General features: G+C 55.8%; 24 protein-coding genes. 1 reads left to right on the top strand and 23 read right to left on the bottom strand.

The genetic code is table 11. From position 1 onward, the window contains the following. Positions 1-9 precede the first annotated feature (9 nt). From N655_RS0111590 to aroA, 3 genes are all read right to left on the bottom strand, one after another. The gene (locus N655_RS0111590; protein ID WP_026443130.1) at positions 10-600 is read right to left on the bottom strand and encodes an FmdE family protein; all 591 of its coding nucleotides are present in this window, start codon (positions 598-600) and stop codon (positions 10-12) included. A gap of 40 nt (positions 601-640) precedes the next feature. Continuing rightward, the gene (locus N655_RS0111585) at positions 641-1,099 is read right to left on the bottom strand and encodes a VOC family protein (RefSeq protein ID WP_026443129.1); all 459 of its coding nucleotides are present in this window, start codon (positions 1,097-1,099) and stop codon (positions 641-643) included. Between the two features lie 99 nt (positions 1,100-1,198). Then, entirely contained in the window at positions 1,199-2,500 is a 1,302-nt protein-coding gene (gene aroA, locus N655_RS0111580) for a 3-phosphoshikimate 1-carboxyvinyltransferase (protein ID WP_026443128.1), read from the bottom strand. A gap of 136 nt (positions 2,501-2,636) precedes the next feature. Between aroA and N655_RS0111575 the strand changes: the two genes are divergently transcribed. Further along, entirely contained in the window at positions 2,637-3,776 is a 1,140-nt protein-coding gene (locus N655_RS0111575) for a glycosyltransferase (RefSeq protein WP_162173540.1), read from the top strand. Positions 3,777-3,778: 2 nt separating this feature from the next. On the opposite strand, the gene flgL is transcribed toward N655_RS0111575, so the two are convergent. The 20 genes from flgL to N655_RS0111480 all read right to left on the bottom strand — a co-directional run bounded on the left by flgL (position 3,779) and on the right by N655_RS0111480 (position 19,409). Continuing rightward, positions 3,779-4,681: a flagellar hook-associated protein FlgL gene (gene flgL, locus N655_RS0111570; RefSeq protein ID WP_026443126.1), complete on the bottom strand. Its 903-nt coding sequence runs from the start codon at positions 4,679-4,681 to the stop codon at positions 3,779-3,781. Positions 4,682-4,701: 20 nt separating this feature from the next. Beyond that, positions 4,702-5,283, bottom strand: coding sequence for a FlgK family flagellar hook-associated protein (locus N655_RS18585; protein WP_044934535.1), 582 nt, complete (start codon positions 5,281-5,283; stop codon positions 4,702-4,704). A 17-nt stretch (positions 5,284-5,300) separates the two neighbouring features. Next, complete coding sequence (gene flgK / locus N655_RS18580) at positions 5,301-6,113, bottom strand: flagellar hook-associated protein FlgK (protein WP_044934532.1); 813 nt, start codon at positions 6,111-6,113, stop codon at positions 5,301-5,303. A gap of 264 nt (positions 6,114-6,377) precedes the next feature. Further along, the gene (gene flgM / locus N655_RS18575) at positions 6,378-6,671 is read right to left on the bottom strand and encodes a flagellar biosynthesis anti-sigma factor FlgM (RefSeq protein WP_049961389.1); all 294 of its coding nucleotides are present in this window, start codon (positions 6,669-6,671) and stop codon (positions 6,378-6,380) included. Positions 6,672-6,715: 44 nt separating this feature from the next. Continuing rightward, the gene (locus tag N655_RS0111550; RefSeq protein WP_026443124.1) at positions 6,716-7,051 is read right to left on the bottom strand and encodes a hypothetical protein; all 336 of its coding nucleotides are present in this window, start codon (positions 7,049-7,051) and stop codon (positions 6,716-6,718) included. Further along, entirely contained in the window at positions 7,048-8,136 is a 1,089-nt protein-coding gene (locus tag N655_RS0111545; RefSeq protein WP_044935797.1) for a flagellar basal body P-ring protein FlgI, read from the bottom strand. Before N655_RS0111545 ends, N655_RS0111550 begins: the two co-directional genes overlap by 4 nt. Positions 8,137-8,178: 42 nt before the next feature. After that, positions 8,179-8,853, bottom strand: coding sequence for a flagellar basal body L-ring protein FlgH (locus N655_RS0111540; RefSeq protein WP_238324698.1), 675 nt, complete (start codon positions 8,851-8,853; stop codon positions 8,179-8,181). Positions 8,854-8,888: 35 nt separating this feature from the next. Next, positions 8,889-9,332 (bottom strand): flagella basal body P-ring formation protein FlgA, encoded by a 444-nt coding sequence (locus N655_RS0111535; protein ID WP_026443121.1) that lies wholly within the window; start codon positions 9,330-9,332, stop codon positions 8,889-8,891. Positions 9,333-9,338: 6 nt separating this feature from the next. Further along, entirely contained in the window at positions 9,339-9,572 is a 234-nt protein-coding gene (locus N655_RS21200) for a flagellar basal body rod C-terminal domain-containing protein (RefSeq protein ID WP_432757654.1), read from the bottom strand. 5 nt (positions 9,573-9,577) lie between these two features. After that, positions 9,578-10,126, bottom strand: coding sequence for a flagellar hook-basal body complex protein (locus tag N655_RS18570; protein ID WP_432757646.1), 549 nt, complete (start codon positions 10,124-10,126; stop codon positions 9,578-9,580). 18 nt (positions 10,127-10,144) lie between these two features. Next, the gene (locus tag N655_RS0111525) at positions 10,145-10,876 is read right to left on the bottom strand and encodes a flagellar hook-basal body protein (protein WP_026443120.1); all 732 of its coding nucleotides are present in this window, start codon (positions 10,874-10,876) and stop codon (positions 10,145-10,147) included. 71 nt (positions 10,877-10,947) lie between these two features. Continuing rightward, on the bottom strand, positions 10,948-11,433 hold the full coding sequence (locus N655_RS0111520) for a chemotaxis protein CheX (protein ID WP_026443119.1): 486 nt from the start codon (positions 11,431-11,433) through the stop codon (positions 10,948-10,950). A 34-nt stretch (positions 11,434-11,467) separates the two neighbouring features. Continuing rightward, positions 11,468-11,851, bottom strand: a complete 384-nt coding sequence (locus N655_RS0111515) for a response regulator (RefSeq protein WP_026443118.1) — start codon at positions 11,849-11,851, stop codon at positions 11,468-11,470. A gap of 55 nt (positions 11,852-11,906) precedes the next feature. Beyond that, positions 11,907-12,797: a cyclic di-GMP-binding domain-containing protein, MshE-related gene (locus N655_RS0111510; RefSeq protein ID WP_026443117.1), complete on the bottom strand. Its 891-nt coding sequence runs from the start codon at positions 12,795-12,797 to the stop codon at positions 11,907-11,909. Continuing rightward, positions 12,785-13,516: a FliM/FliN family flagellar motor switch protein gene (locus tag N655_RS20345; RefSeq protein WP_238324697.1), complete on the bottom strand. Its 732-nt coding sequence runs from the start codon at positions 13,514-13,516 to the stop codon at positions 12,785-12,787. Before N655_RS20345 ends, N655_RS0111510 begins: the two co-directional genes overlap by 13 nt. 17 nt (positions 13,517-13,533) lie before the next feature. Further along, positions 13,534-14,517 carry a flagellar motor switch protein FliM gene (locus N655_RS0111500; RefSeq protein ID WP_026443116.1) on the bottom strand — a complete coding sequence of 328 codons (984 nt, stop codon included), beginning with the start codon at positions 14,515-14,517 and terminating at the stop codon, positions 13,534-13,536. Next, entirely contained in the window at positions 14,490-15,368 is an 879-nt protein-coding gene (locus tag N655_RS18560; protein ID WP_238324696.1) for a FliA/WhiG family RNA polymerase sigma factor, read from the bottom strand. Before N655_RS18560 ends, N655_RS0111500 begins: the two co-directional genes overlap by 28 nt. Before the next feature lie 35 nt (positions 15,369-15,403). Continuing rightward, complete coding sequence (flhA, locus tag N655_RS0111490) at positions 15,404-17,518, bottom strand: flagellar biosynthesis protein FlhA (RefSeq protein WP_026443115.1); 2,115 nt, start codon at positions 17,516-17,518, stop codon at positions 15,404-15,406. Then, positions 17,518-18,618: an EscU/YscU/HrcU family type III secretion system export apparatus switch protein gene (locus tag N655_RS18555; RefSeq protein WP_044934529.1), complete on the bottom strand. Its 1,101-nt coding sequence runs from the start codon at positions 18,616-18,618 to the stop codon at positions 17,518-17,520. Before N655_RS18555 ends, flhA begins: the two co-directional genes overlap by 1 nt. After that, entirely contained in the window at positions 18,615-19,409 is a 795-nt protein-coding gene (locus tag N655_RS0111480; RefSeq protein WP_026443114.1) for a flagellar biosynthetic protein FliR, read from the bottom strand. The genes N655_RS18555 and N655_RS0111480 overlap by 4 nt, the downstream gene beginning before the upstream one ends. Between the last annotated feature and the right edge of the window lie 2 nt (positions 19,410-19,411).

Below are 19,411 nucleotides of genomic sequence, written 5' to 3'. Positions count from 1 at the left end.
TCCTTTGGATCAGGGGATTGGCTGATAATACCGGTCCTCAGGAAACGCGCAGCTCAGGCAGAATGTCTTTTCTTGCCGGCGCACAAAGCGGTTGAAATTAATGCCTTCTCCACAAAGGCTGCACACCACACGCTCACCTTTATACCCCGGCAATTCGCTAGGACCTATCGTCACGCGCACCCATTGCTCAGTAAACAGGTCAGAGTCACTCATTTCCCGGTAGGCAAGCATCTGCTGCTGGTTTTTGTCTTCCATCTGCGGGTACATTTCTTTGGCTAAAACTTTGGAAGATTCTCTTGCGCAGATGCGGATGGCCCGACCTGAGGCAAGATCTACAAATGTGGCTGCCATCTTGCCCCAGTCACGGAATTTCAGCACCCGCTTGCCCAGGCGGCATCCAGTGACAGTACCGATTGCATCGGTGGCACAGCGGTCGATCTCCACGAAAGTCACCAGGCGCTTGCGATCCTTTCCTCTGGGGTCCTCGATGCCCAAGCGGCGGCAGCCAAGTATGGCCATTCGTACACCAAGAATCTGCCCTGCACACAGATGCCCATGTGCTCGTTCGGCTTGATGAAGAAGCTCATCGAGCGAATCCATAGCTTGTATGGTATTCCTCCAGATGCCTTAGCGGAATGAATCACTTTGTCTGCATGGCAGCAGCTTGCATTTCTTCTAGAGACACATCCTGAATATGGGTCCCCAGCCACCACTGAAAACCGAACGGGTCCTCTATCCCGGCCAGTCGATCACCATAGAACTGGTTCTGCGGTTCACGCAGGCTTTTTGCCCCGGCCGCGAGCGCCTTTTGATAGGTAGCGTCGCAGTCATCCACATACAACATAATGCTGACGGGAGTGCCCCCGAGATGCTTCGGACTATAGATTTGCTTCTCAGGGTACTCATCCGCAAGCATGAGGCAGGAGTCACCAATTTCAATTTCCGCATGCTGCAGGCGGCCATCGGACACCGGCATGCGCATCCTCTCCTTAGCGCCGAATACCTGTTTATAGAACTCAATGGCTGCGGCTGCTCCGCGAATATACAGGTAGGGCTGGATGCTGTGGTACCCTTCCGGAACCGGTTTTACTTTGGTCATTCTTTCTTCCTCCCTGATTTTGTTCATCGTAGCTGAGGAAGAACCAGAGTTACTGTAAAAATCTGACCATCTTTCGCACTATGAAAAAACCTGCCTCTTTCACCTCTCAGCAATTTGCTCCAGCAGATCATAAAATTCGGGGAAAGAAATAGCAGCAGACTCTGCGCCCTGAATGAGGGTTTCGCCTTCGGCACGGAGGGCCGCTACAGAAAATGCCATCGCAATCCGATGGTCTCCCCCGGAATGAATTTCGGCCCCATGGAGCTGCTGGCCACCGGGAACGTCCAGGCCATCTTCAAATTCTTCAACTTCAGCCCCCATGGCCCGCAGATTTCGGGCAACCAGTGCGATGCGGTCCGATTCCTTGACGCGCAGCTCCTTTGCATCGCGGATGCGAATCCCATTTTGCGTGTAGGGAGCGATGGCCGCCAGTACCGGCAGCTCATCAATCAACTGGGCAGCGAGTCCACCGGAAATTGTCGTTCCTGTCAGTCCCTGGGCAGGGGCGTTTACCTGCACTGTGCCGATGAGCTCGCCATGCTTTTCTTCAAGATTCAGTACTCCAATATGCGCGCCCAGAGCTGTAAGTACATCCAGCAGGGTGGCCCGTGTTGGATTTAAGCCAAGGGCATCCAAGACGAGGTTTGAGCCTGGAAAAAGTGCAGCCGCGCAGAGAAAGAAAGCTGCGGAGGAAATGTCCCCGGGCACAACGGCCTCAATTCCCTGCAGAGACTGGCCGCCCTTAATGCTGACCGAATCAGTCCGGCGTTCCAGCTCGGCACCAAACGCCCTTAGAGCCAGCTCACCATGGTCACGTGTACGCACAGTTTCGCGAACTGTTGTTGTGCCCTCAGCCTGCAGCCCAGCGAAAAGTACCGCTGTCTTCACCTGTGCGCTGGGAACGGGCGTTGCGTAATCAATGGCCTTGAGCTTGCCGCCACGGATTGTGATTGGAGCATGACCATCGGTCAATGCGATCTCTGCTCCCATCTGCGAGATGGGCTTGCGCACGCGCTCCATGGGGCGACGGCTCAGTGACTCATCGCCGACCAGAGTGTATGCATGGGGCGTAGCAGCCAGCAGGCCAGTCAGCATTCGCATGGTCGATCCCGAGTTGCCGCAATCCAGCGGCACGGCAGACGCCTGGAATTGTCCACCGGTCCCTGTGATTTCAATGACCCCGTTTTCCAGGCTTGAGACCTTTGCGCCGAGTGCTTCAGCACACGCAAGACTGCTGGCACAGTCCGCGCCCGTGGAAAAATTGGTGAGTTTCGTAGTTCCGGAGGCCAATGCACTCAGCAATGCATAGCGGTGCGAAATGCTTTTGTCGCCGGGCAGACGCAGGCTTCCGAGAATATTGCGCGCAGGCCGGATGGTACGTTCCGTTTGAGTAGCAAGCATTTCTTTTTATCGTAACAGGTCGCAGATTGACATCGAAGTTGTAGAAATCCATTTCTGAAGGTATACATCCAATATCGCAATGAAAGTCCTGCTTGTTCATAACCGATACCAGCAAAAAGGCGGTGAGGATTCCGTTGTGCAGTCCGAAAGAAAACTGCTGGCGGAAAATGGCATTGCTGTAGAACTGCTGGAGGCAAACAACGACGGCATCGTTGGGATTCGGGGAAAGCTGGAGGCGGCCCTGGCCGTCTTTTACAGCTTCCAAGGGACGGATGCGCTGCGAAAATCCATTGTCCGTTTCCGCCCTGACATCGTACATGTTCACAACTGGTTCCCTACGTTTTCCCCGGGCATTTTCTGGACGTGCAAGCAAATGCGCGTGCCCGTGGTACATACTCTGCATAACTATCGCCTGCTGTGTGCCAAAGCTTCGTTCTTCCGAGACGGCAAGATATGTGAGGACTGCTTAGGAAAAGCTCTCCGCATTTCCGGAGTTCTGCACGGCTGCTATCGGGAAAGCCGCGCGGGAACTGCCGCAGCAACTGCTGGAATGCTCTCCCACTGGAAGCTTGGGACTTGGTGGAAAGCCATAGACAGATTGATTGCTCTGTCAGAATTCGCAAAAAACAAGCTTGTAGAGGGCGGGTTACCTTCCGACAAGGTCATCGTAAAGGCCAACTGTCTGGATAATGACCCAGGTATGCGCGCTGGGGACGGAGGGTATTTTCTCTATGCTGGCCGGTTGACAGAAGAAAAAGGTATCCGGGTACTGCTGGAATGCTGGAAAAACGGACCGGATCTGCCTTTCCTTCGCATCGCCGGCGCGGGTCCTCTGGAAGAGGAAGTAAGGCAGGCAGCCAGCACTCTCAGCAATGTTGAATGGCTCGGTCCCCGGAGTGGCGAAGAAGTTGTGGACTTGATGGGAAAGGCCAAGGCCCTGGTCTGTCCTTCCTTATGGTATGAAGGGATGCCTCGTGTAGTGATTGAGGCACTTGCGGTTGGAACCCCCGTGCTGGCTTCGCGCCTGGGGACCTATCCTGAAATGATCACTCCGTATCAAACCGGTATGCTGTTTGACCCGAATCATCCAGAAAGCATGGTTGCGTGTATGCGGGAATTCCATGCACATCCTGACTATCTTCAATGTAGAGAAAAGGCCCGAGAGCAATTTCTCTTGAAATACAGTCCAGAGGTGAACCTGTCTTCGCTTCAGGCCATTTATGAACAGGTGCTTGGAACAAAGTCCCCTTCCACCCAATCAATGCAGCCGGCATGAAATTACAACAGACTGAAGAGATCTCCATTGTTCTTTTCCAGCAGATTCACTACCTGGATCAGTGCGGATTGCTGGGTCTCCGCGGTACTGAGCTGGGTTGAGACCTGGGCCATGTCCGTCTGCATCAGGTCCGTCTGCACTGCGGTCATCTGGGCTGCCTGCGTCTGGGTGTAACTCTGGGCTGCCTGCAGCCTGGTAATGGAGTTGTCCAGTACAACCCTCTGCTGGCTGACGTAGTTCAGCGCATTGCCCAGCGCCGTGGCATCCGCCTGGCTGGCTGCACTGGAGCTGCCTGAAGAAAATTCCGCAATCAGATTGTTCAGAATACCCAGCACATCATTTGCCGAATCATTGAAGATGGTGTTTCCTGGCAAATTGACTTGTATCTGTTGTCCATCTGGGGTCACCACATAAGAAATCACAGAATCGCCGTTGTAGCTGACGGTGTTGGGAGATACGGACGTATCCAGAGAAAAGGGCGCTGTATTGCCCTGACTTCCGGAAAACAGATACGTCCCCATGTAGGTAGTGTTTGCCAGTGAAACGATCTCGTCGCGGATGCCAGCAAGTTCATTGGCTATCGACTTCAGATCACTTGCATTTAAGGTCCCGTTATTCCCTTGCGTCGCAAGCGATACAGCCTGCGTCAGCTGGGAAACAACGCTGCCCAGGGTCGAATCTGTCACCTGCATCCGCCCTACAAGAGAACTTTCCGTTTGGGAAAAGCTGTCATTCATCTGTAACTGCGCCGACAGCAGGACATTCTGCCCGACTGCGACCGGATCATCACCGGGTACATTGACACGCTTACCGCTCGAAAGCTCATTCGTTAATTGCTGCTGGAGTGCAGATGTCTGGTCCAGCGCAGCAATCGCATGGTTCAGATAAAGGGGATCAAACCTCACAATTTTGCCCTTTCTGTGGGTTATGCCACCGTTGTCTCAACACCCAGATTTAATGCCGAGGCCATGACAGCATCCAGAATCGTGAAGACCTTCGCTGCAGCCTGATACGTCTGCTGCAGGTTTTCAAGCAAGGCCGCCTGATCATTCTGGTTCACTGCGGAAAGCGAGTCCCGTTGTGTGGTGAGTTGTGTCAAAGAGGCCTGCTGTGCAGCGTTCTCCGTGGAAACCTCCGAGACCAGGCTCCCCAAAGAAGAGACAAAGCTCGCATAATAACTGGTGGCAGTGGTTCCACCTACAATCGACTGGTTCTGGATCTGCAACATACTCACCAGATTTGTGCTGTCAGAAGAGCCGTTTCCAGTTGCTGCCGCAGCAATCTGTGACCCGGATGTGATCGCTACAGCGATCTGACTCGCAGCCCCTGCCGTCGAAGAGGGCAGGGTAAACAGATCGCCTCCCGCATTTCCGTTTGCATCCGTACCGGCCTGGTTGGCGCTGTTTAACGCACTTCCGAGGTTGTAGGCCAGCGTGTCCAAAGCGCTCTGCATCTGCGGTATGTCCTGGTCTCGCACGGTCAGAACCCCGCCGAGTTGTCCTCCCATTCCAGCCAGTTCGGAAGTCAGATCGTTACCCTCAGCATCATAGATGTGGGTCGTCCCCCCGAGAGCCCGGTACGAAGCGAGAATGCCTGTCCCTTCACAACCAGCGGAGCACCACTCGATGTGGTGATCGTCAGTCCGTTGTCCTCTGTATTGATCTGATGAATGCCAATCCACTGCGAAAGCTGCTGAATGTCATATTGCCGCTGGTCCTCCAGCTGCCCTGCATCTCCATTAGGCGAGACTTGCGCGATCTGTTGGTTCAACTGTGCAATACTCTGCGTAAGCGCATTCACCTGCGAAACAATGGTGCCGACCTGTTGGTCCAGTGAATTTTGTTGGCTCGATAACTGTGAGGAGGCCGAATGAAACGCGTTGACCAGCGTTTGGGCCGCTGTCAGCACCGACTGCCGCAAGGATGAGTCCGACGGGCTGGCCTGCAGCTGCGAAAGCGAACTGAAAAATCCAGTGATGCTCTGCCCTATATCGAGCGAAGGAGAAGACGTAGAAGTGGACGTGGAAGCGCTGAAGATGTTCTGCATTTGGTCAAGCGCCGTGTAACGCGCATTCGTGTCCTGCTGAAGCTGCGTCTGTTGCTGGATACGCTGCTCCAGCACAAGGTCGCGCTGCGATGAGGCCCCGGTCATTGTGGATCCCTGCCCGTAGCTCACGCCGCCAATGCTGATCGTGTCGTTCTCCTGCCATTGCGGAAGTTCTGTTGTGTATCCAGGCGTGTTTGCATTGGATACATTATTGGCAATCACATTGATTGCAGATTGCGCCGCCTCCAGTGCTCCCGTCGCAATGCTGAACGCTGCGTTTAGTGTCGCCATCTCTCTGCCCTCGTTCTTCCCGTTTCGCCCCCCAAAATGTGGAGGTTATGCCTGGTGTGCTCTAGAAGTTTTTGCAGTGTCCTTCTTTGTGCCAGCGCCTGGCCCTGTTCTTGTGAAGAGACGGCCCTTTCCACTCTTGCACACGAAGACAACACGTCCTCCATAGACGTGACATCTGCCTTCTTCAGGGCTTCAATGGCACGGCACAAAAGTTCAACGATGGACGCCGGCTGATGCTCCATCTGCTGCATAGGATTTTCCAGATTACTTGCCGACCATTTGCCGAATCATCTTCTCGGCTACATCTTCAGCGCTTACCTGATAGTTCCCGCTGCTCAGGGCCTGCTGCACGGCAGCAACCTTGTCCAGACGAACATCGGGCACTTGCATGGCCTGGCTTGCAAACCGGGCTTCCGGACTGAGTTCAGTCGTGTCCTGCGCTGTTGCATCTGTGCCTGTGACTGTTTCCGATGTTTGCCGCTGTATCCCTGAAACGCCAGAAGTTTCGGTGACTCCAGCCACCTCCGGGAGTTGGTGCAGGCCATCACGTATATTCATGGATCTTGCTCCTCACTGAGGCTTATCGGCAGAACAGAAGCCCATTATAGTCGTTGTCCATTTTCGATTCTGTGAGAATTCTCATCCATGTCCTTCATGTCCTTCATGCTTTCCTGAAAATGCTTCAGGATCTGAGTGGCGATGCCCAGCCCGCCATGCTCGGAGATGCCCTTGGCCATTGCCTCAGCGCCATAGCTCATCAGGGTATCGGCACTTCCTTCGGTGCTACTTTCGTCGGGGAACAGGCCGTCTTCCTGAAGAGGCTTGAGCATTTCCTTCATCAGCATGGCTTCAAACTCATGGGCCGCCGACTCCAGCCGGGGATTCGGCTGCGCCCCCCCTGCATGGACCGCAGTATTCTCAAACAAGATGGGATTCACAGCACCTCCAACTCTGCTTCGAGCGCCCCGGCCTCTTTCATCGCCTGGAGAATGGAAATCACGTCCCGCGCCGAGGCACCGATTTGCTGTAGGTCCCGGACCAGTTCATCCACAGTTGCCCCCTGCTTTAATTCAATGCGGTTCACCGGCTGGTCCTGCGTCTGTATCGTAGTTTGCGGAACAATCTGGGTGGTCCCCTGAGAGAAGGGGCCTGGTTGGGAAACCTGATATTCCGTGACCACATTGACAGAGAGTCCGCCATGCAGAATGGAAACCGGCTGCAACCGTACGTCACCCCCGATGACGACGGTTCCGGTCCTTTCATTGATCACAACTTTGGCCCGCGGATACGTCTCTACCTCTATCGATTCCACCTCGGCAAGTAGAGAAGGCACATCCTCGGAGGGTTGCACAGCCAGAGTGATGCGCCGACTGTCCACCGCATGGGCCAGGGGCCTGCCTGTCTCCCGATTGATGGCCGCTGCCATCATTTCCGCCGTACGGAAATCTGCATCATTTAACAGCAGGGAGAGCGTCCGCATCCGCGCAAGGTCCAAAGGCACGGCCCGTTCCACCATCGCTCCATCAGGAACACGACCTGTCGTGGGATGGTTGTACTGTTTCAGGTTGCCATTGGCACCCACCGCATAGCCACCGAGCACCAGCGGACCCTGGGCCTCAGCATAGATCTGCCCATCGGGCCCGTAAAGAGGTGTCAACAAAAGAAGTCCGCCTTCCAGGCTTCGCGCATCACCCGCCGAGGAGACCGTAACATCAATCTTGTTTCCAGGCCGGGCAAAGGCCGGAAGCGTGGCGGAAAGAAAGACCGCCGCCATGTTCTGCGTACGCATCTGCGATAGTTGAGGCGACTGCTGCAGATTCACGCCCATGCGCTGGAGCGTGGATACGAGTGTCTGCAAGGGAAAGACTGTCTGCTGGCTGTCTCCAGTACCGCGCAGTCCTACTACAATTCCATAGCCGACAAGCTGGTTATCGCGCACGCCTTCAACGCTGGCAATGTCTTTGATGCGCGCCAGCTTCACACGCTGCGCACCTGCCTGGATTTGCTGGGGCAGGAACAGCATCCATACGAATATCCATACTGCCGAACGCATATCCCTCTTTCCTTAAAAGATGAGCAGCTTCTGCAAAAAGCGCACAACCGCATTCGGCCGGTAGGTGTAGTCATTAATGATCCCTTTGCCGACCACCTCGACTTCCAAACTACTGATGGCTGTGGACAGCACCTGGTTCTGCGCGTCCACATCCTCAGGGCGCACCAGCCCTCTCATTTTGATCAGTTGTGTCTGCTGATTAAAGGTCAACTGCCGCACGGCCTGGACCACCAGCATTCCGTTGGGCAGCACATCAACCACTTCTCCGCCCAGTGTTGTACTCAGGCTGGAATTTGTGACACTCTCACCCTGTGCATTCAGACCCGATGCCGATGTCTGATTGACGAGATTGTTCAGGGCGTTGCCTGCTGAAAGCTTGCCCAGGAGCGAGGAGACCTGCGAGCTTGCACTGGACGACCGCGAGTTTTTTACCGTCCCATCGGTAGAAGCAGCCAGGCTTTCAGAAACAACGATCGCAATCGGGTCGTGGATACGGCATGCCTTTACATCCGCCGATAGTCTCGCCAATCGTCCATTCTCTGTCCAGATGGCCCCCGGTGTATGCTCCTCGGCCGCATGTTCCGCACGCACACGTTCGATGTATGTGTGCAGAGCCAGGTCTGGCGGAGTAGGCCGGGGCCCCTTTTCTGCTTTATGGCCTGCGGCGTACCCTGCTCCGCACAGCAAGCAAAGAACCCCTGATATCCATAGGCATTTTCTCTTCATGGATGGTTCCATTTTGGTCTATTCATGAATTCGACCTGTCCCGCTGACTGGACCCTGGCCTGCAGAATGGCTCCCAATTCAGTGCGAACATGAATCAGGTCTCCCTTCTGTCCCGGACCGAGCGCCGTGACGGTGAGAACGACTCGGGAGCCGGCATCGCTCATGACGAGAACCACCTTCGCACCGGTCCTGACCACGACTGGATCAGATCTGCCTCCAGTGGAACTCTCTTTACCCTCAGTCGGGAGATCCGTTGCCGCTTCTTCCAGCTTCCATGGCCGCTCCGGATGTGCGCAGTCGGCCACAAGGGCCCATCGGCGGTGCAGAACCCCATCGGAAAGGTAGCGAATGATGGCCTTGCCCTCATGGCGGACACTACATTCGGCCCCCTGTACCGGAAATGCCGTCAACAGCAACAACAAAAAAAGCCCAGGCCGCATTGGTACCTACCGCGTCATGTTATTCACTTGGCTGTACATATCATCTGCCGCGCGAATGACCTTGGAATTGCTCTCATAAGCACGCTGTGCCAGCACCATTTGCACAAACTCTGTCACAACATCCACATTCGAATTTTCGAGATATCCCTGCTGTAACGTCCCCAACCCCTGCGTCCCACCCGGAGTATCCAGCACAGCCTGCCCGGAAGAAAGCGTGGCCTCAAAAAGGTTATTGCCTATACTGTTCAGCCCTTCTGGATTGGCAAAGGTGGCCAGCTGGATTTGCCCAGCTGCGTGGGGTTCTGCTGCCCGGGAAGAGTCGCATTGACGACACCATATTGCGTGATGGTGATCGAAGTCGCATTTTGCGGAATTGTGATGCTCGGAATCAGGGGGTCGCCGTCAATAGTGACCACCTGCCCCTGATTGTTCAGATGAAAACTGCCCGCGCGGGTGTAGGCAATCGTCCCGTCGGGGCGCTGGATCTGAAAAAAGCCGCTGCCCTGGATCGCCAGATCCAGCGGATTGCCTGTCTGGTTCAGGTCCCCTTGCGTCATAATGACTTCCGTAGCCGCCGACCTTGTTCCAAGACCGACCTGTAGCCCGGCAGAGACCGTCTGCTGGCTCTGCGCAGCTCCCGGTGTTACCAGGTTCTGATAAATCATGTCTTCAAACTCCAGCCTGCGCTGGCGGAAACCCGAAGTCGATGAATTGGCCAGATTATTGGCGATCGTGTCCAGATTCAGCTGCTGCGCGCTCATTCCGCTGGCAGCCGTATAAAGTGCCCGAATCATCCTCATTTCTCCTGTAACTTAGATTTTGGGAAGGTCTTCGCTCGCCGTTTTGTCGAAGTTGTTATAAAAGTTCGACAAGGTCTTTTGCATCATCTCGGCCTGCCGCTGCACCAGAATCAGATTCAAGGTCCCTTGAATGACATCTTCATTGGAAGACTCCAGCGCTCCCTGATGAATGGCCGCAGCAGTCACTACTGGCTTCGTACCGGCCGCAATCGCATACCGGTTTGCCCCCTCGGGTACGAGCGCCGAGGCGGGAAGATCGAAGACCCCCACCTTTCCCGCCACAGCACCGGCCACGGAGATTACTCCATCTACACCCACTTCCACCTCTCCGCTCGGGACCAGAATGGGCTGATTCCGCGCATTCAACACGGGCTCACCCGATGCCGTCACAAGGGTTCCATCCAAAGCCCGGCGAAATGAGCCATCCCGGGTGTAACGAATGCCTTGCCTGGTCTGAACAGCAAAAAAACCCTGCCCTTCAATCGCAAGATCAAGAGGGTTCCCAGTGTGCGTCAGCGCCCCCTGCCCCAGATACGGCAGATTTCCACCAAGCACACCATAATTGTTGACAATTTGATTGACCTGGGACTGGAGCGCTTCCGGGCCAGTAATCGCGTTACGAAAATATTCCCGCTGCGCCCGGAAGCCGCTGGTGTTTACATTGGCCAGATTGCTGGCCGCTGCATCCAAAGCTTCCGAGCGCGCCAACCATCCGGAAAAGGCTGCGTAATACCCGCTGTCCACTTCTTTCTCCTCTTTACCAGAGGATCTTGCAGAATGAGGGCCAGAATCAGGAGCGGCAGATAAGAGAAAACTTATTGAATGGACTCACACACAAGGCTGATATGAATCAACTGGTCATCGAAGCGATAACCACGATCTACCCGAAATTCCGGCTGCTGCATGTGGAGTTGATAGTTTGTACCAGTGACGACAGCTGGAGTCGAGAGCATACAACCGGAAGCGAGGAGAGAGTGCCGTCCCTTCCAGGCACCGGCCACCATGTTACAAACCTCTCCAATCGCATCTTTCACCATATCATCCAACTGCTCAGGGCGAACCCCCACCATGGACTCGGCCATACGCAGCGCCGCATCCAGCCCACAGCGGAGCGTACACGCACCACTCATCGCTCCCGCAAGCCCGATCACCGCGGTAATCATCTCTCCGTTTTCCGGTCCAGAAGTTTCAACCGGCACACAGGTGACATTCATCATTAAACGAAAGACCTCTTCTACGGCGCTGTCCAAGTTCTGCGCATACGCGCTTTCCTGATGCAGCTCCCGGGCTGGCGTCGCCATAATCACTCTCCAAAGTTTGTAAAGTCCAGCAGGGCTAATTGAGATCGAGCAGAGGCAGGACTCTGTCCTTCACCTGCTCCGGGGTAAAAGGTTTGCGAATATATCCTTGTGCACCTGCGGCAATGGCTGCCTTTACATGCTCCTCGCTTCCCTCCGTGGTAATCATCACTACGGGCACCTCCGGGGCCAAATCCTGCGCGCGCAGCTGCCGCAAGAATTCAAGACCATCCATGATGGGCATATTGATATCGGAAAGAATCAGCTGAACCGCTTCGCTCTTCAACACGTCCAGGGCCTCTGCACCGCTGGATGCCTCATACACCCTGTCCAGAGAGATCCCTGCCTGACGCAGAGCACGCTCAACAATCTTCCGCATGACCGAAGAGTCATCCACGATAAGGGCATTGATATGGACCATTGCTACTCCTTGTTCAATGCCCTTATCGGCAACTTTACGCCCTACGCGAGCCGATTCAGCTCTCTGTGGAAAACGCACAGACCATATCTTCGACCTCTCCGGCCCCGGGCAGCGGAATCTTCGATCCTGCAAAGGATTTCTCTTTCCATAGCCTCATCCAGAAATAGTTGTGGACGCGTACCAGCCTCGTCTCGATTGGCTTGCGTTCCTCAACCATTGCTGTCATCGCATGTGCTGCTCCGCGGAGGCTGGACGCCTCAAGCAGCCGGACCCTGGGAAAGACAGCACGAAGCAGGGCCGCATTGGCCCGCTGAAACTCAGAATCTCGCAACAGTCCTGCCTCACACTTGAGGCCCGTTATCCGCTCGACAGCCAGCGCCAGACATGGATCTGGTCTGCTCTCAAAGGCAAGATACAAAAGAGTACGCCCAGCCACCCGCAAAGGCAGTGCGCCAAAACTATCTGCCAGCAGACGAGGCAGCGCCGGCGCCATGGACGCGGCATGAAAAGCGTCTACAGACAAAACAGGACAGCCCCATTGCGCTGCCAGCGCGCGCACCACCTGCTCCGGGCCAGTTGACTTCTGACGGACCAGCCACTCCCCAAGCTTGCCCGATCCCGCCCGCTTTTGTGCATCGAGTGCTCGTTTTAACTGTGCCTGCGTAATCTGCCCCTGAGAAAGCAGCAGCAACCCTAAAGGAACACGATGTTGATGCGTGGCTGGCGGTATGGCAGCATCGCGCCTTTCGCGAAGTACTGCGGCCTCAATCATCTCCCGCACACAAGCCGTCGAGCAGGCCCATTTTCCTTCAAAAACAGGGACCTCCCGGCTGCGCCATAGCCGCAGCCATCCGCTCTTGCATTTCGGGTTTCCGCATTGCGGCAGCAATGCAGACGATTTGCTCTCTGAAGAAGTTGTCGGGCGGCTTGTCATCAGAACAGGCATCGTATGCTCTCCAGCGACTTGCGGGGCTCAGCGACTTCTGTCACCCGTAGTCCAAAATTTCCATTCACCAGCACAACCTCTCCGCGGGCCACAATTTTATCTCCAACAATCAGGTCCACCGGGTCCGTAACATGCCGTTCCAGTTGCACCACATCTCCTGGTCCCAGTTCCAACACTTCTCCCAGAGGCATCTCTCGCGATCCGAAGCGTAGCGAGGCATCCAGCTCTACATCGAGCAAAAGCTCCACCCCGCGCGGAGGAATGCGATTGTCCCTTTCCTGACTCTCCGCTTTGTCTGCCACGCCCAGCAGCACCTTCTCCTCTCCAAAGCAAAGCTCATAAGACTGAAAGGCCTCTCCGGCCGGAAATGGCACCTGCCGTAAAGTCACAACGGACACCACAGCTCCGGCCCATCTGCCGGCCGCTTTGCCGGCCCTGTCGGCCACCTGTCGCAAAATGTTTTCCCAGATCTGCTCGCCTTGCCGTTCGTCGGAACTTTCAGAAACCAGGTGTGCAGCCTTCAGTAACCCTCCCAGTTTCTCCTTCTCCACCATTATCCAGAAGGTCCCGGAAAGCCCTCCTCGGTATTCCGCTTGAAAACAGAGTGCCTTTTGCGGCTCCAGGCCGGAGGTGCATGAAACCAATTTCACCGTACCTGCCAGTTCCTGACTGAAGGCGGGCGGCGCCTCCAGCAGCCATGCATCAAGAAATGTTTTCACCTTCTTCTCCTGAATCGTTATGTTCTTACCGAAGCCGCAGGACGCGCCAGGTGGGCCGCCCGCTGCTCTTCCATCTGCACCGGATGCGCCTCAAAGAGAGGAACACCCGCAACCCGCAACTCGGCCAGGCGCGAGGCCATGAGCGGCAGCCGCAGGATCTGCCCTTCACACAGGGCGTCCAGGTCTCTGCCCTGGATCCGTATCGGTGGCAACTGTAAAGAAGCTCCCACTTTCACCAACTTGAGTCGTTCCTGCATCCGCTGTCTGTTCTCTGCAGAATGGCGGTGCTGTCGGCTCCAGTCTCCGGTGAGACGACGCAACACGGTATTGGAAACAACAGCAGGAAAGGCCAGATTCAGCATCCCGCTTGCCCCCGGCATCTGGATCTCAAAGCTCAGACACAATGTCTTTTCAGAAACCGGCATCATGCGGGCGATTTGCGTATGCAATTGCCGACGCTCAAAAACAAAGCTCAGGCCCACCGGCTGCCAGGCAGTGCTTAGCTCCCGGCAAATGACCTCAGCCACACTGGTCAATATGGATTCTTCGATATCTGTCAGCTCCCGGACCTTGTCAGTCCGCCCCTCTCCGCCCAGCAGAAGGTCCACCACCGGGGGCGCAAGTGCCAGATCCAGTTGCAAAACAGATAAGGCCCGGAGGGGCTCCAGCCGCACGGAACCGACATAGGCCAGATCGGGAATCCGCATCATAAATTCGTTGAACGGCATCTGTTCGGCAGAAACCAGATTTACGCGAAAGCGGCTGCGCAGCCAGACTCCCAGATTGTGGGTCAAATTGCGGGCAAAAATATCATTCAGCAGGCTGATGGCACGCAATTGCTCATTGCTGATTTGCCCGGCCCGGGAAAAGCTATAGGGTTCCACACGGGCACGCGGATCTTGGGTTGCCGCCTTGGAGCGGGCCCGCGCTGCCTGAAAAAGGGCGTCGATTTCGTCCTGCTTCAGGCTTTTCTCTACTTTCCTGCTGCTTTCGCCTTCCATCCCTTCTCCCTTACTGTTCCCACCGCCAGGTCTGCCAGCGTAGCGCGTAGTCGCAGCACAGCTGAAGCATGAATCTGCGAGACCCGCGACTCCACCACGCCCAGCGTCAGACCAATTTCCTTCATCGTCATTTCTTCGTAGTAATAAAGCGTCATTACGAGGCGTTCCCGCTCCGGTAAATTACGGATGGCCTCGGCCAGGCGCGCCCGCAATTCTCCCTCCAGACAACGGAAGAGGGGATCATCTTCCTCGCGGTTCGGTACATAGGCAAGCTCTTCCTCCCCAGAATCCTCGGACCGCTCCAGATGCAACGTCCCGATTTCCAGTCCCTTGAGCTCGCCCAGCAACTGGTGATACTCACCCAGTTCCATGCCCAGCTCGGATGCAATTTCGTTTTCTGTTGGCGTCCGCCTCAGTCGCGCGGTCAAGGTACGGATTGCCTGCTCGACAGCTCTACCCTTGCGTCGCAACTCACGCGGGCTCCAATCCAGCGTCCGCAGGCTGTCCAAAATTGCCCCGCGAATCCTGAACTGGGCATAACTGCGGAACTGCACCTTCTTGGCCGGATCGAACTTCCGGAATGCATCCATCAATCCCAGCACTCCCGCGCTGACCAACTCCTCCATTTCCACGTGCTGCGGCAGACGTTCATGGATACGCCGTGCAATGTATCGCACGACCGGAAGGTGTTCGAGCATCATCTGCTCCTGCTCCGGAGTCAACCCGTGACCGGGCCGCTCGATAGAAGCTGTCGTTTCCTGGTGCCTTTTTTTCTCTTCCTGCTGTCCAGCCAAGGAAAGCATGGCCGCTTCCCATTCCGTCGTCTCTACGCGCGATGGCTTCTGTGCCATAGTCCCCAGATTCCGCATCCCAGCTCATCCATTCTTCAGCGCACCGTCCCCAAAGACCGCACGCGCACATCCGGAGGGACCTCTAAGGGCGAAACAACTGTAACCCTCGGTAAGATCGGCTCCAACCAGCGGCGCAGATAAAAGCGCGCCGGACTCGAACATAAAAGCACGGGAGTTGCCACAGCAGGCGATTCTGCGATTAGCTGTTTCACAGAATCTACGAACCGTCGGAACCATCCCACCCCGCGCGGACGCCCGTCGGCCAGCAGCAATGCGCCTGTTTCTCTGGAAAAGGCCGCCATCATCTCCTCTTCCAGTCCAGGATCAATCTGCCATACACCTAACGTTCCATCTTCTTCTAGCAGCGGCTGCACAATCCTTCTTCCCATCGCCTGACGTACAACCTCCACCAGATGAGGGAAACTCTTGTTCGTCTGCGCGGCTTCCAGCAGGACCTCAAGAATGGTGCCTAAGTCGCGAATGGAGACCTGTTCGCGCAACAACTGCTGCAACACCTTCTGTACCTCACCCAGGGTCAGCACCTTCGGCACCAGTTCTTCAACCAGCTTTGGGTGCGATTCATTCAGTGCATCCAACAGACGCTTGGTTTCTGCGCGTCCCAGCAATTCATGAGCATGTTGTCGGACCATTTCTGCCACGTGCGTCGTCATGGCCGTTACTCCGTCGACCACCGAATAACCTGCGGCAATGGCCTGGCTCTCCAAGGAAGAAGCGATCCAGCGCGCGGGAGAATGAAAAGCCGGCTCAATCGTTTCCTTACCTGGGACCGATTGCGTAACAGGTCCGGTCTGTACCGCAAGCAGGGCATTCGTTTCTATCTGCCAGCGGCCAAGCTCCATCCCGCGCAGGAAAAATACATACTCACGCGGCCGCAAACGCAAATTGTCCGAGATATGAATTGCAGGCACCACAAAGCCCAACTCGGATGCAAGTTGCTTTCGCAAGGCACGGATGCGGGTCAGCATGGACCCTCCATGTTTTTCATCCACGAGTGAAATCAACTGGAAGCCAATCTCCATGCTCAGGTCATCCATTCTGAGCAGTGGAGCGAAGTTCTCTGTTTGGCCGCCGCCCTTCTGCTTCTGCTCCGGCTCGGCGGCCATCTCCGGCAGATGGCTCTTTCCCGTGCGCCATCCCGCATATCCAAGTACGATGGCGGGCAATAAAAATGCCAGCTTCGGCAATCCCGGCACCAGTCCCAATAGCCCCAATACACCGCTGGCAATGTAAAGCGTCGTTCCTTTTCTCAGCAGTTGTGTTCCCAGATCCACCGTCAGTCCGGAGGTGGTATTGGCGCGGGTCAGCACCATTCCGCCAGCCACAGAAACCAACAGGGATGGAATCAGCGTGACCAATCCGTCGCCTACGGTCAGCACTGTATAGGTACGGGCCGCCTCAGCTAACGCAACGCCCTGCTGAAAGACTCCGATCAGAAGTCCGGCGACAATATTGATGGCAGTAATCAGAATCGTTGCCAAGGCATCGCGCTGATTAAAGCGCGCTGCACCATCCATGGCCCCATAAAACTCTGCCTCCTGTGCTATGGCCTGACGGCGTTTCCTTGCTGCGGTCTCATCAATCAGTCCTGCGTTCAGATCTGCATCGATGGCCATCTGCTTGCCAGGAAGAGCATCGAGCGTAAAGCGCGCCGTGACCTCTGCTGTACGCACAGCGCCGTGACTTACTACCAGAAACTGAATCGCGATCAAAGCAAGAAACAGCACAAATCCGACTACATAGTTGCCGCCCACAACGAACTGGCCAAAAGCCTCAATCACATTGCCTGCCGCAGCAGTGCCCTCATTTCCGTGCAATAGAATGCGACGACTGGAGGCAATATTCAGGGACAGACGGAAGAGTGTAAGCAGCAGAAGCAGGCTGGGAAAGACGGAAAAGTCGACGGCCCTCCGCAACTGGACTGCGGAAAGAAAGACCAGCACAGAGGCGGAAAACGAGCAGGCCAACAGAAGGTCCAGCACCGCTGCAGGCACCGGAACCAGCATGACAAAGAGAATGCTGATGGCCGCAACGGGCAGCCACAGGTCTTTTCCCGCGCCTGCCAGACGTGCCATCCTCCCCTGTACCCGCGAAGATTTTCCAGCCGCCGGGACCGCTGCCGACGCACTCATCATTTTGTTTTCTCCTTGATCTGCTGGGCGGCTGCCCGCTCTTGTTGGATTCTTTCTTCGACCTGTTTCCGATAAAGCCATGCCAGAATCGCAGCCACGGCAGCATACAGGTCCACCGGAATGGACTGCCCTTCTTCAACCGAGCGATACAGCGAACGCGCCAGTGGCGGGTTCTCAACAATTGGGACCCCGGCCCAGCGCGCCTCGGATTTGATTTGCTCAGCCAGCAGGTTCCTCCCTTTGGCAAGCACCCTGGGGGCTTCCATCGTTTCAAAGTCAAAACTCAGCGCAATGGCATAATGTGTCGGATTTGTAATCACCACTGTTGCTTTTTGAATGTCTCCCCTCAGCTTGCGCCGGCGAAACTGCCGCTGAAGCCCGCGTATCCGGGAGCGCACCTGTGGACTGCCTTCACTCTCTTTTACTTCCTCGCGCATCTCTTGTTTACTCATGCGCAGCCTGCTCTCCCAGCTCCGCCATTGCACCAGATAATCCAGCGCCGACCAGCCCGCCAGGATGCCAGCCGAATCAAAAAGCAGTGTGTAGGTGGAGGAGAACACGCGGGTAAGATGCTCAACACTCATCGGCGGAAGACTCATCTGCTTTTGCACCTGCTTGACGACCAGAACTACAAGCAGGGCCGCGGGCAGAAGCGACTTCAGCAACCGCGCCCCGCCTTGAAACGAAAAGATCTGCCGCAGGCTTGTTCCTGGATTGAGCCGAGAGAATTTTGGCTGCAATGACTGTGCATGGAAGCGCAGACCGCCGCTTTGCGCCACACCAGCCACCAGTGCTCCTGTGGCGGAAGCACCAAACAGCAAAAGCAAAGGAGAGAGAGAAATAGCGAGAAGATGTCGCAAGGCAAACGCCTGCCGCATTCCGCCTTCCCTTTCCCAAACCCTGGGCATGGCCGAAGCAAGCATCTGAGTCATGGTTCCAGACCATAGAGAAACCCAGTGGGGCGCTGCTATTCCCAATGCAACCACTCCTGCCAGCATGGCACAGGCTGTTGTTGCCTCCCGGCTCAAAACCAGGTCGCCTTGCTGACGCGCTTTTTGCCGACGCCGCGGAGTGGCCTTTTCTGTGCGTTCGCTGCTCATGTTTGCAGGGCCCCTTCCCGCAGGATTCTTTCAGCGAGGTCCAGAAATCGGACAAAATGCGCCTCCAGCATATGCGGCCATAGGGCCAGGGACCCCAGTAGCAGCAGATATCCCATCATCGTTTTTGCCGGAACGGTAATGGCCATCACCGGAAGCTGCGGCGACATCTTTCCGATCAACGCCACGGCCACTTCCACCAGCATGGTCGCGGCGAGTACCGGTGCCGCCAGCTGAAGTGAAGCAAAAAAAACTCCGCCCATCATCGGCACGACGGCCAGCATTGTTCTTCCGCCGATCAAGGCCGCTCCCAAAGGGACCGCGACATAACTCCGCATCACAGCAGCCAGCAGCGTGCGGTCCATGCCGGCCGTCAGCAGGACCATGACTCCAAATAGAGAAAGCATCTGGGACATCAGTGGCGTTTCAATCCGGGAATTCGGATCCAGCAGATTCACCAGGGAAAAACTGAACTGCCCCCCCAGCACCTGACCGGCAAAAAGAAGAATTTCGCTCCAAAGTCCCAGACAAAAACCAAATAGCAGCCCAACACATAGCTCCCCAGCAACGGGCATCACTCCTAATACCGCGTGCGCACTGGGCAAGGAGGCGATGGCTGGGGCCAGCAGTGCCGCAACAACAATCACGAAGAGGGCCTTTGCCTGCCGAGGAATGACCTGCGAAGAGAAGAACGGGGCCACAGCGACGACTCCGCTTAAGCGGACCATCGCCAGCACCATGGCAGCAAGAAAATGCTCCCAGTCTTGACTTCCACGCGTAAATAGTTCTTCCATAT

This window comes from Pseudacidobacterium ailaaui, from assembly GCF_000688455.1.
Classification (GTDB): domain Bacteria; phylum Acidobacteriota; class Terriglobia; order Terriglobales; family Acidobacteriaceae; genus Pseudacidobacterium; species Pseudacidobacterium ailaaui.
Note: the sequence above shows the minus strand (reverse complement) of the source record. Positions and strands in the feature narration are given on the sequence as shown.

What these genes read in the sequence shown, in the direction of transcription:
- N655_RS0111590 (WP_026443130.1), bottom strand. Translation starts at nt 600, where the DNA reads ATGGATTCGCTCGATGAGCTTCTTCATCAAGCCGAACGAGCACATGGG.
- N655_RS0111585 (WP_026443129.1), bottom strand. Translation starts at nt 1,099, where the DNA reads ATGACCAAAGTAAAACCGGTTCCGGAAGGGTACCACAGCATCCAGCCC.
- aroA (WP_026443128.1), bottom strand. Translation starts at nt 2,500, where the DNA reads ATGCTTGCTACTCAAACGGAACGTACCATCCGGCCTGCGCGCAATATT.
- N655_RS18585 (WP_044934535.1), bottom strand. Translation starts at nt 5,283, where the DNA reads ATGGGAGGACAACTCGGCGGGGTTCTGACCGTGCGAGACCAGGACATA.
- flgK (WP_044934532.1), bottom strand. Translation starts at nt 6,113, where the DNA reads ATGGCGACACTAAACGCAGCGTTCAGCATTGCGACGGGAGCACTGGAG.
- flgM (WP_049961389.1), bottom strand. Translation starts at nt 6,671, where the DNA reads ATGAATATACGTGATGGCCTGCACCAACTCCCGGAGGTGGCTGGAGTC.
- N655_RS0111545 (WP_044935797.1), bottom strand. Translation starts at nt 8,136, where the DNA reads ATGCTGTTCCTGCCCCAGCAAATCCAGGCAGGTGCGCAGCGTGTGAAG.
- N655_RS0111535 (WP_026443121.1), bottom strand. Translation starts at nt 9,332, where the DNA reads ATGCGGCCTGGGCTTTTTTTGTTGTTGCTGTTGACGGCATTTCCGGTA.
- N655_RS18570 (WP_432757646.1), bottom strand. Translation starts at nt 10,126, where the DNA reads ATGATTCGGGCACTTTATACGGCTGCCAGCGGAATGAGCGCGCAGCAG.
- N655_RS0111520 (WP_026443119.1), bottom strand. Translation starts at nt 11,433, where the DNA reads ATGGCGACGCCAGCCCGGGAGCTGCATCAGGAAAGCGCGTATGCGCAG.
- N655_RS0111515 (WP_026443118.1), bottom strand. Translation starts at nt 11,851, where the DNA reads ATGGTCCATATCAATGCCCTTATCGTGGATGACTCTTCGGTCATGCGG.
- N655_RS0111510 (WP_026443117.1), bottom strand. Translation starts at nt 12,797, where the DNA reads ATGCCTGTTCTGATGACAAGCCGCCCGACAACTTCTTCAGAGAGCAAA.
- N655_RS0111500 (WP_026443116.1), bottom strand. Translation starts at nt 14,517, where the DNA reads ATGGAAGGCGAAAGCAGCAGGAAAGTAGAGAAAAGCCTGAAGCAGGAC.
- N655_RS18560 (WP_238324696.1), bottom strand. Translation starts at nt 15,368, where the DNA reads ATGGCACAGAAGCCATCGCGCGTAGAGACGACGGAATGGGAAGCGGCC.
- flhA (WP_026443115.1), bottom strand. Translation starts at nt 17,518, where the DNA reads ATGAGTGCGTCGGCAGCGGTCCCGGCGGCTGGAAAATCTTCGCGGGTA.
- N655_RS18555 (WP_044934529.1), bottom strand. Translation starts at nt 18,618, where the DNA reads ATGAGCAGCGAACGCACAGAAAAGGCCACTCCGCGGCGTCGGCAAAAA.
- N655_RS0111480 (WP_026443114.1), bottom strand. Translation starts at nt 19,409, where the DNA reads ATGGAAGAACTATTTACGCGTGGAAGTCAAGACTGGGAGCATTTTCTT.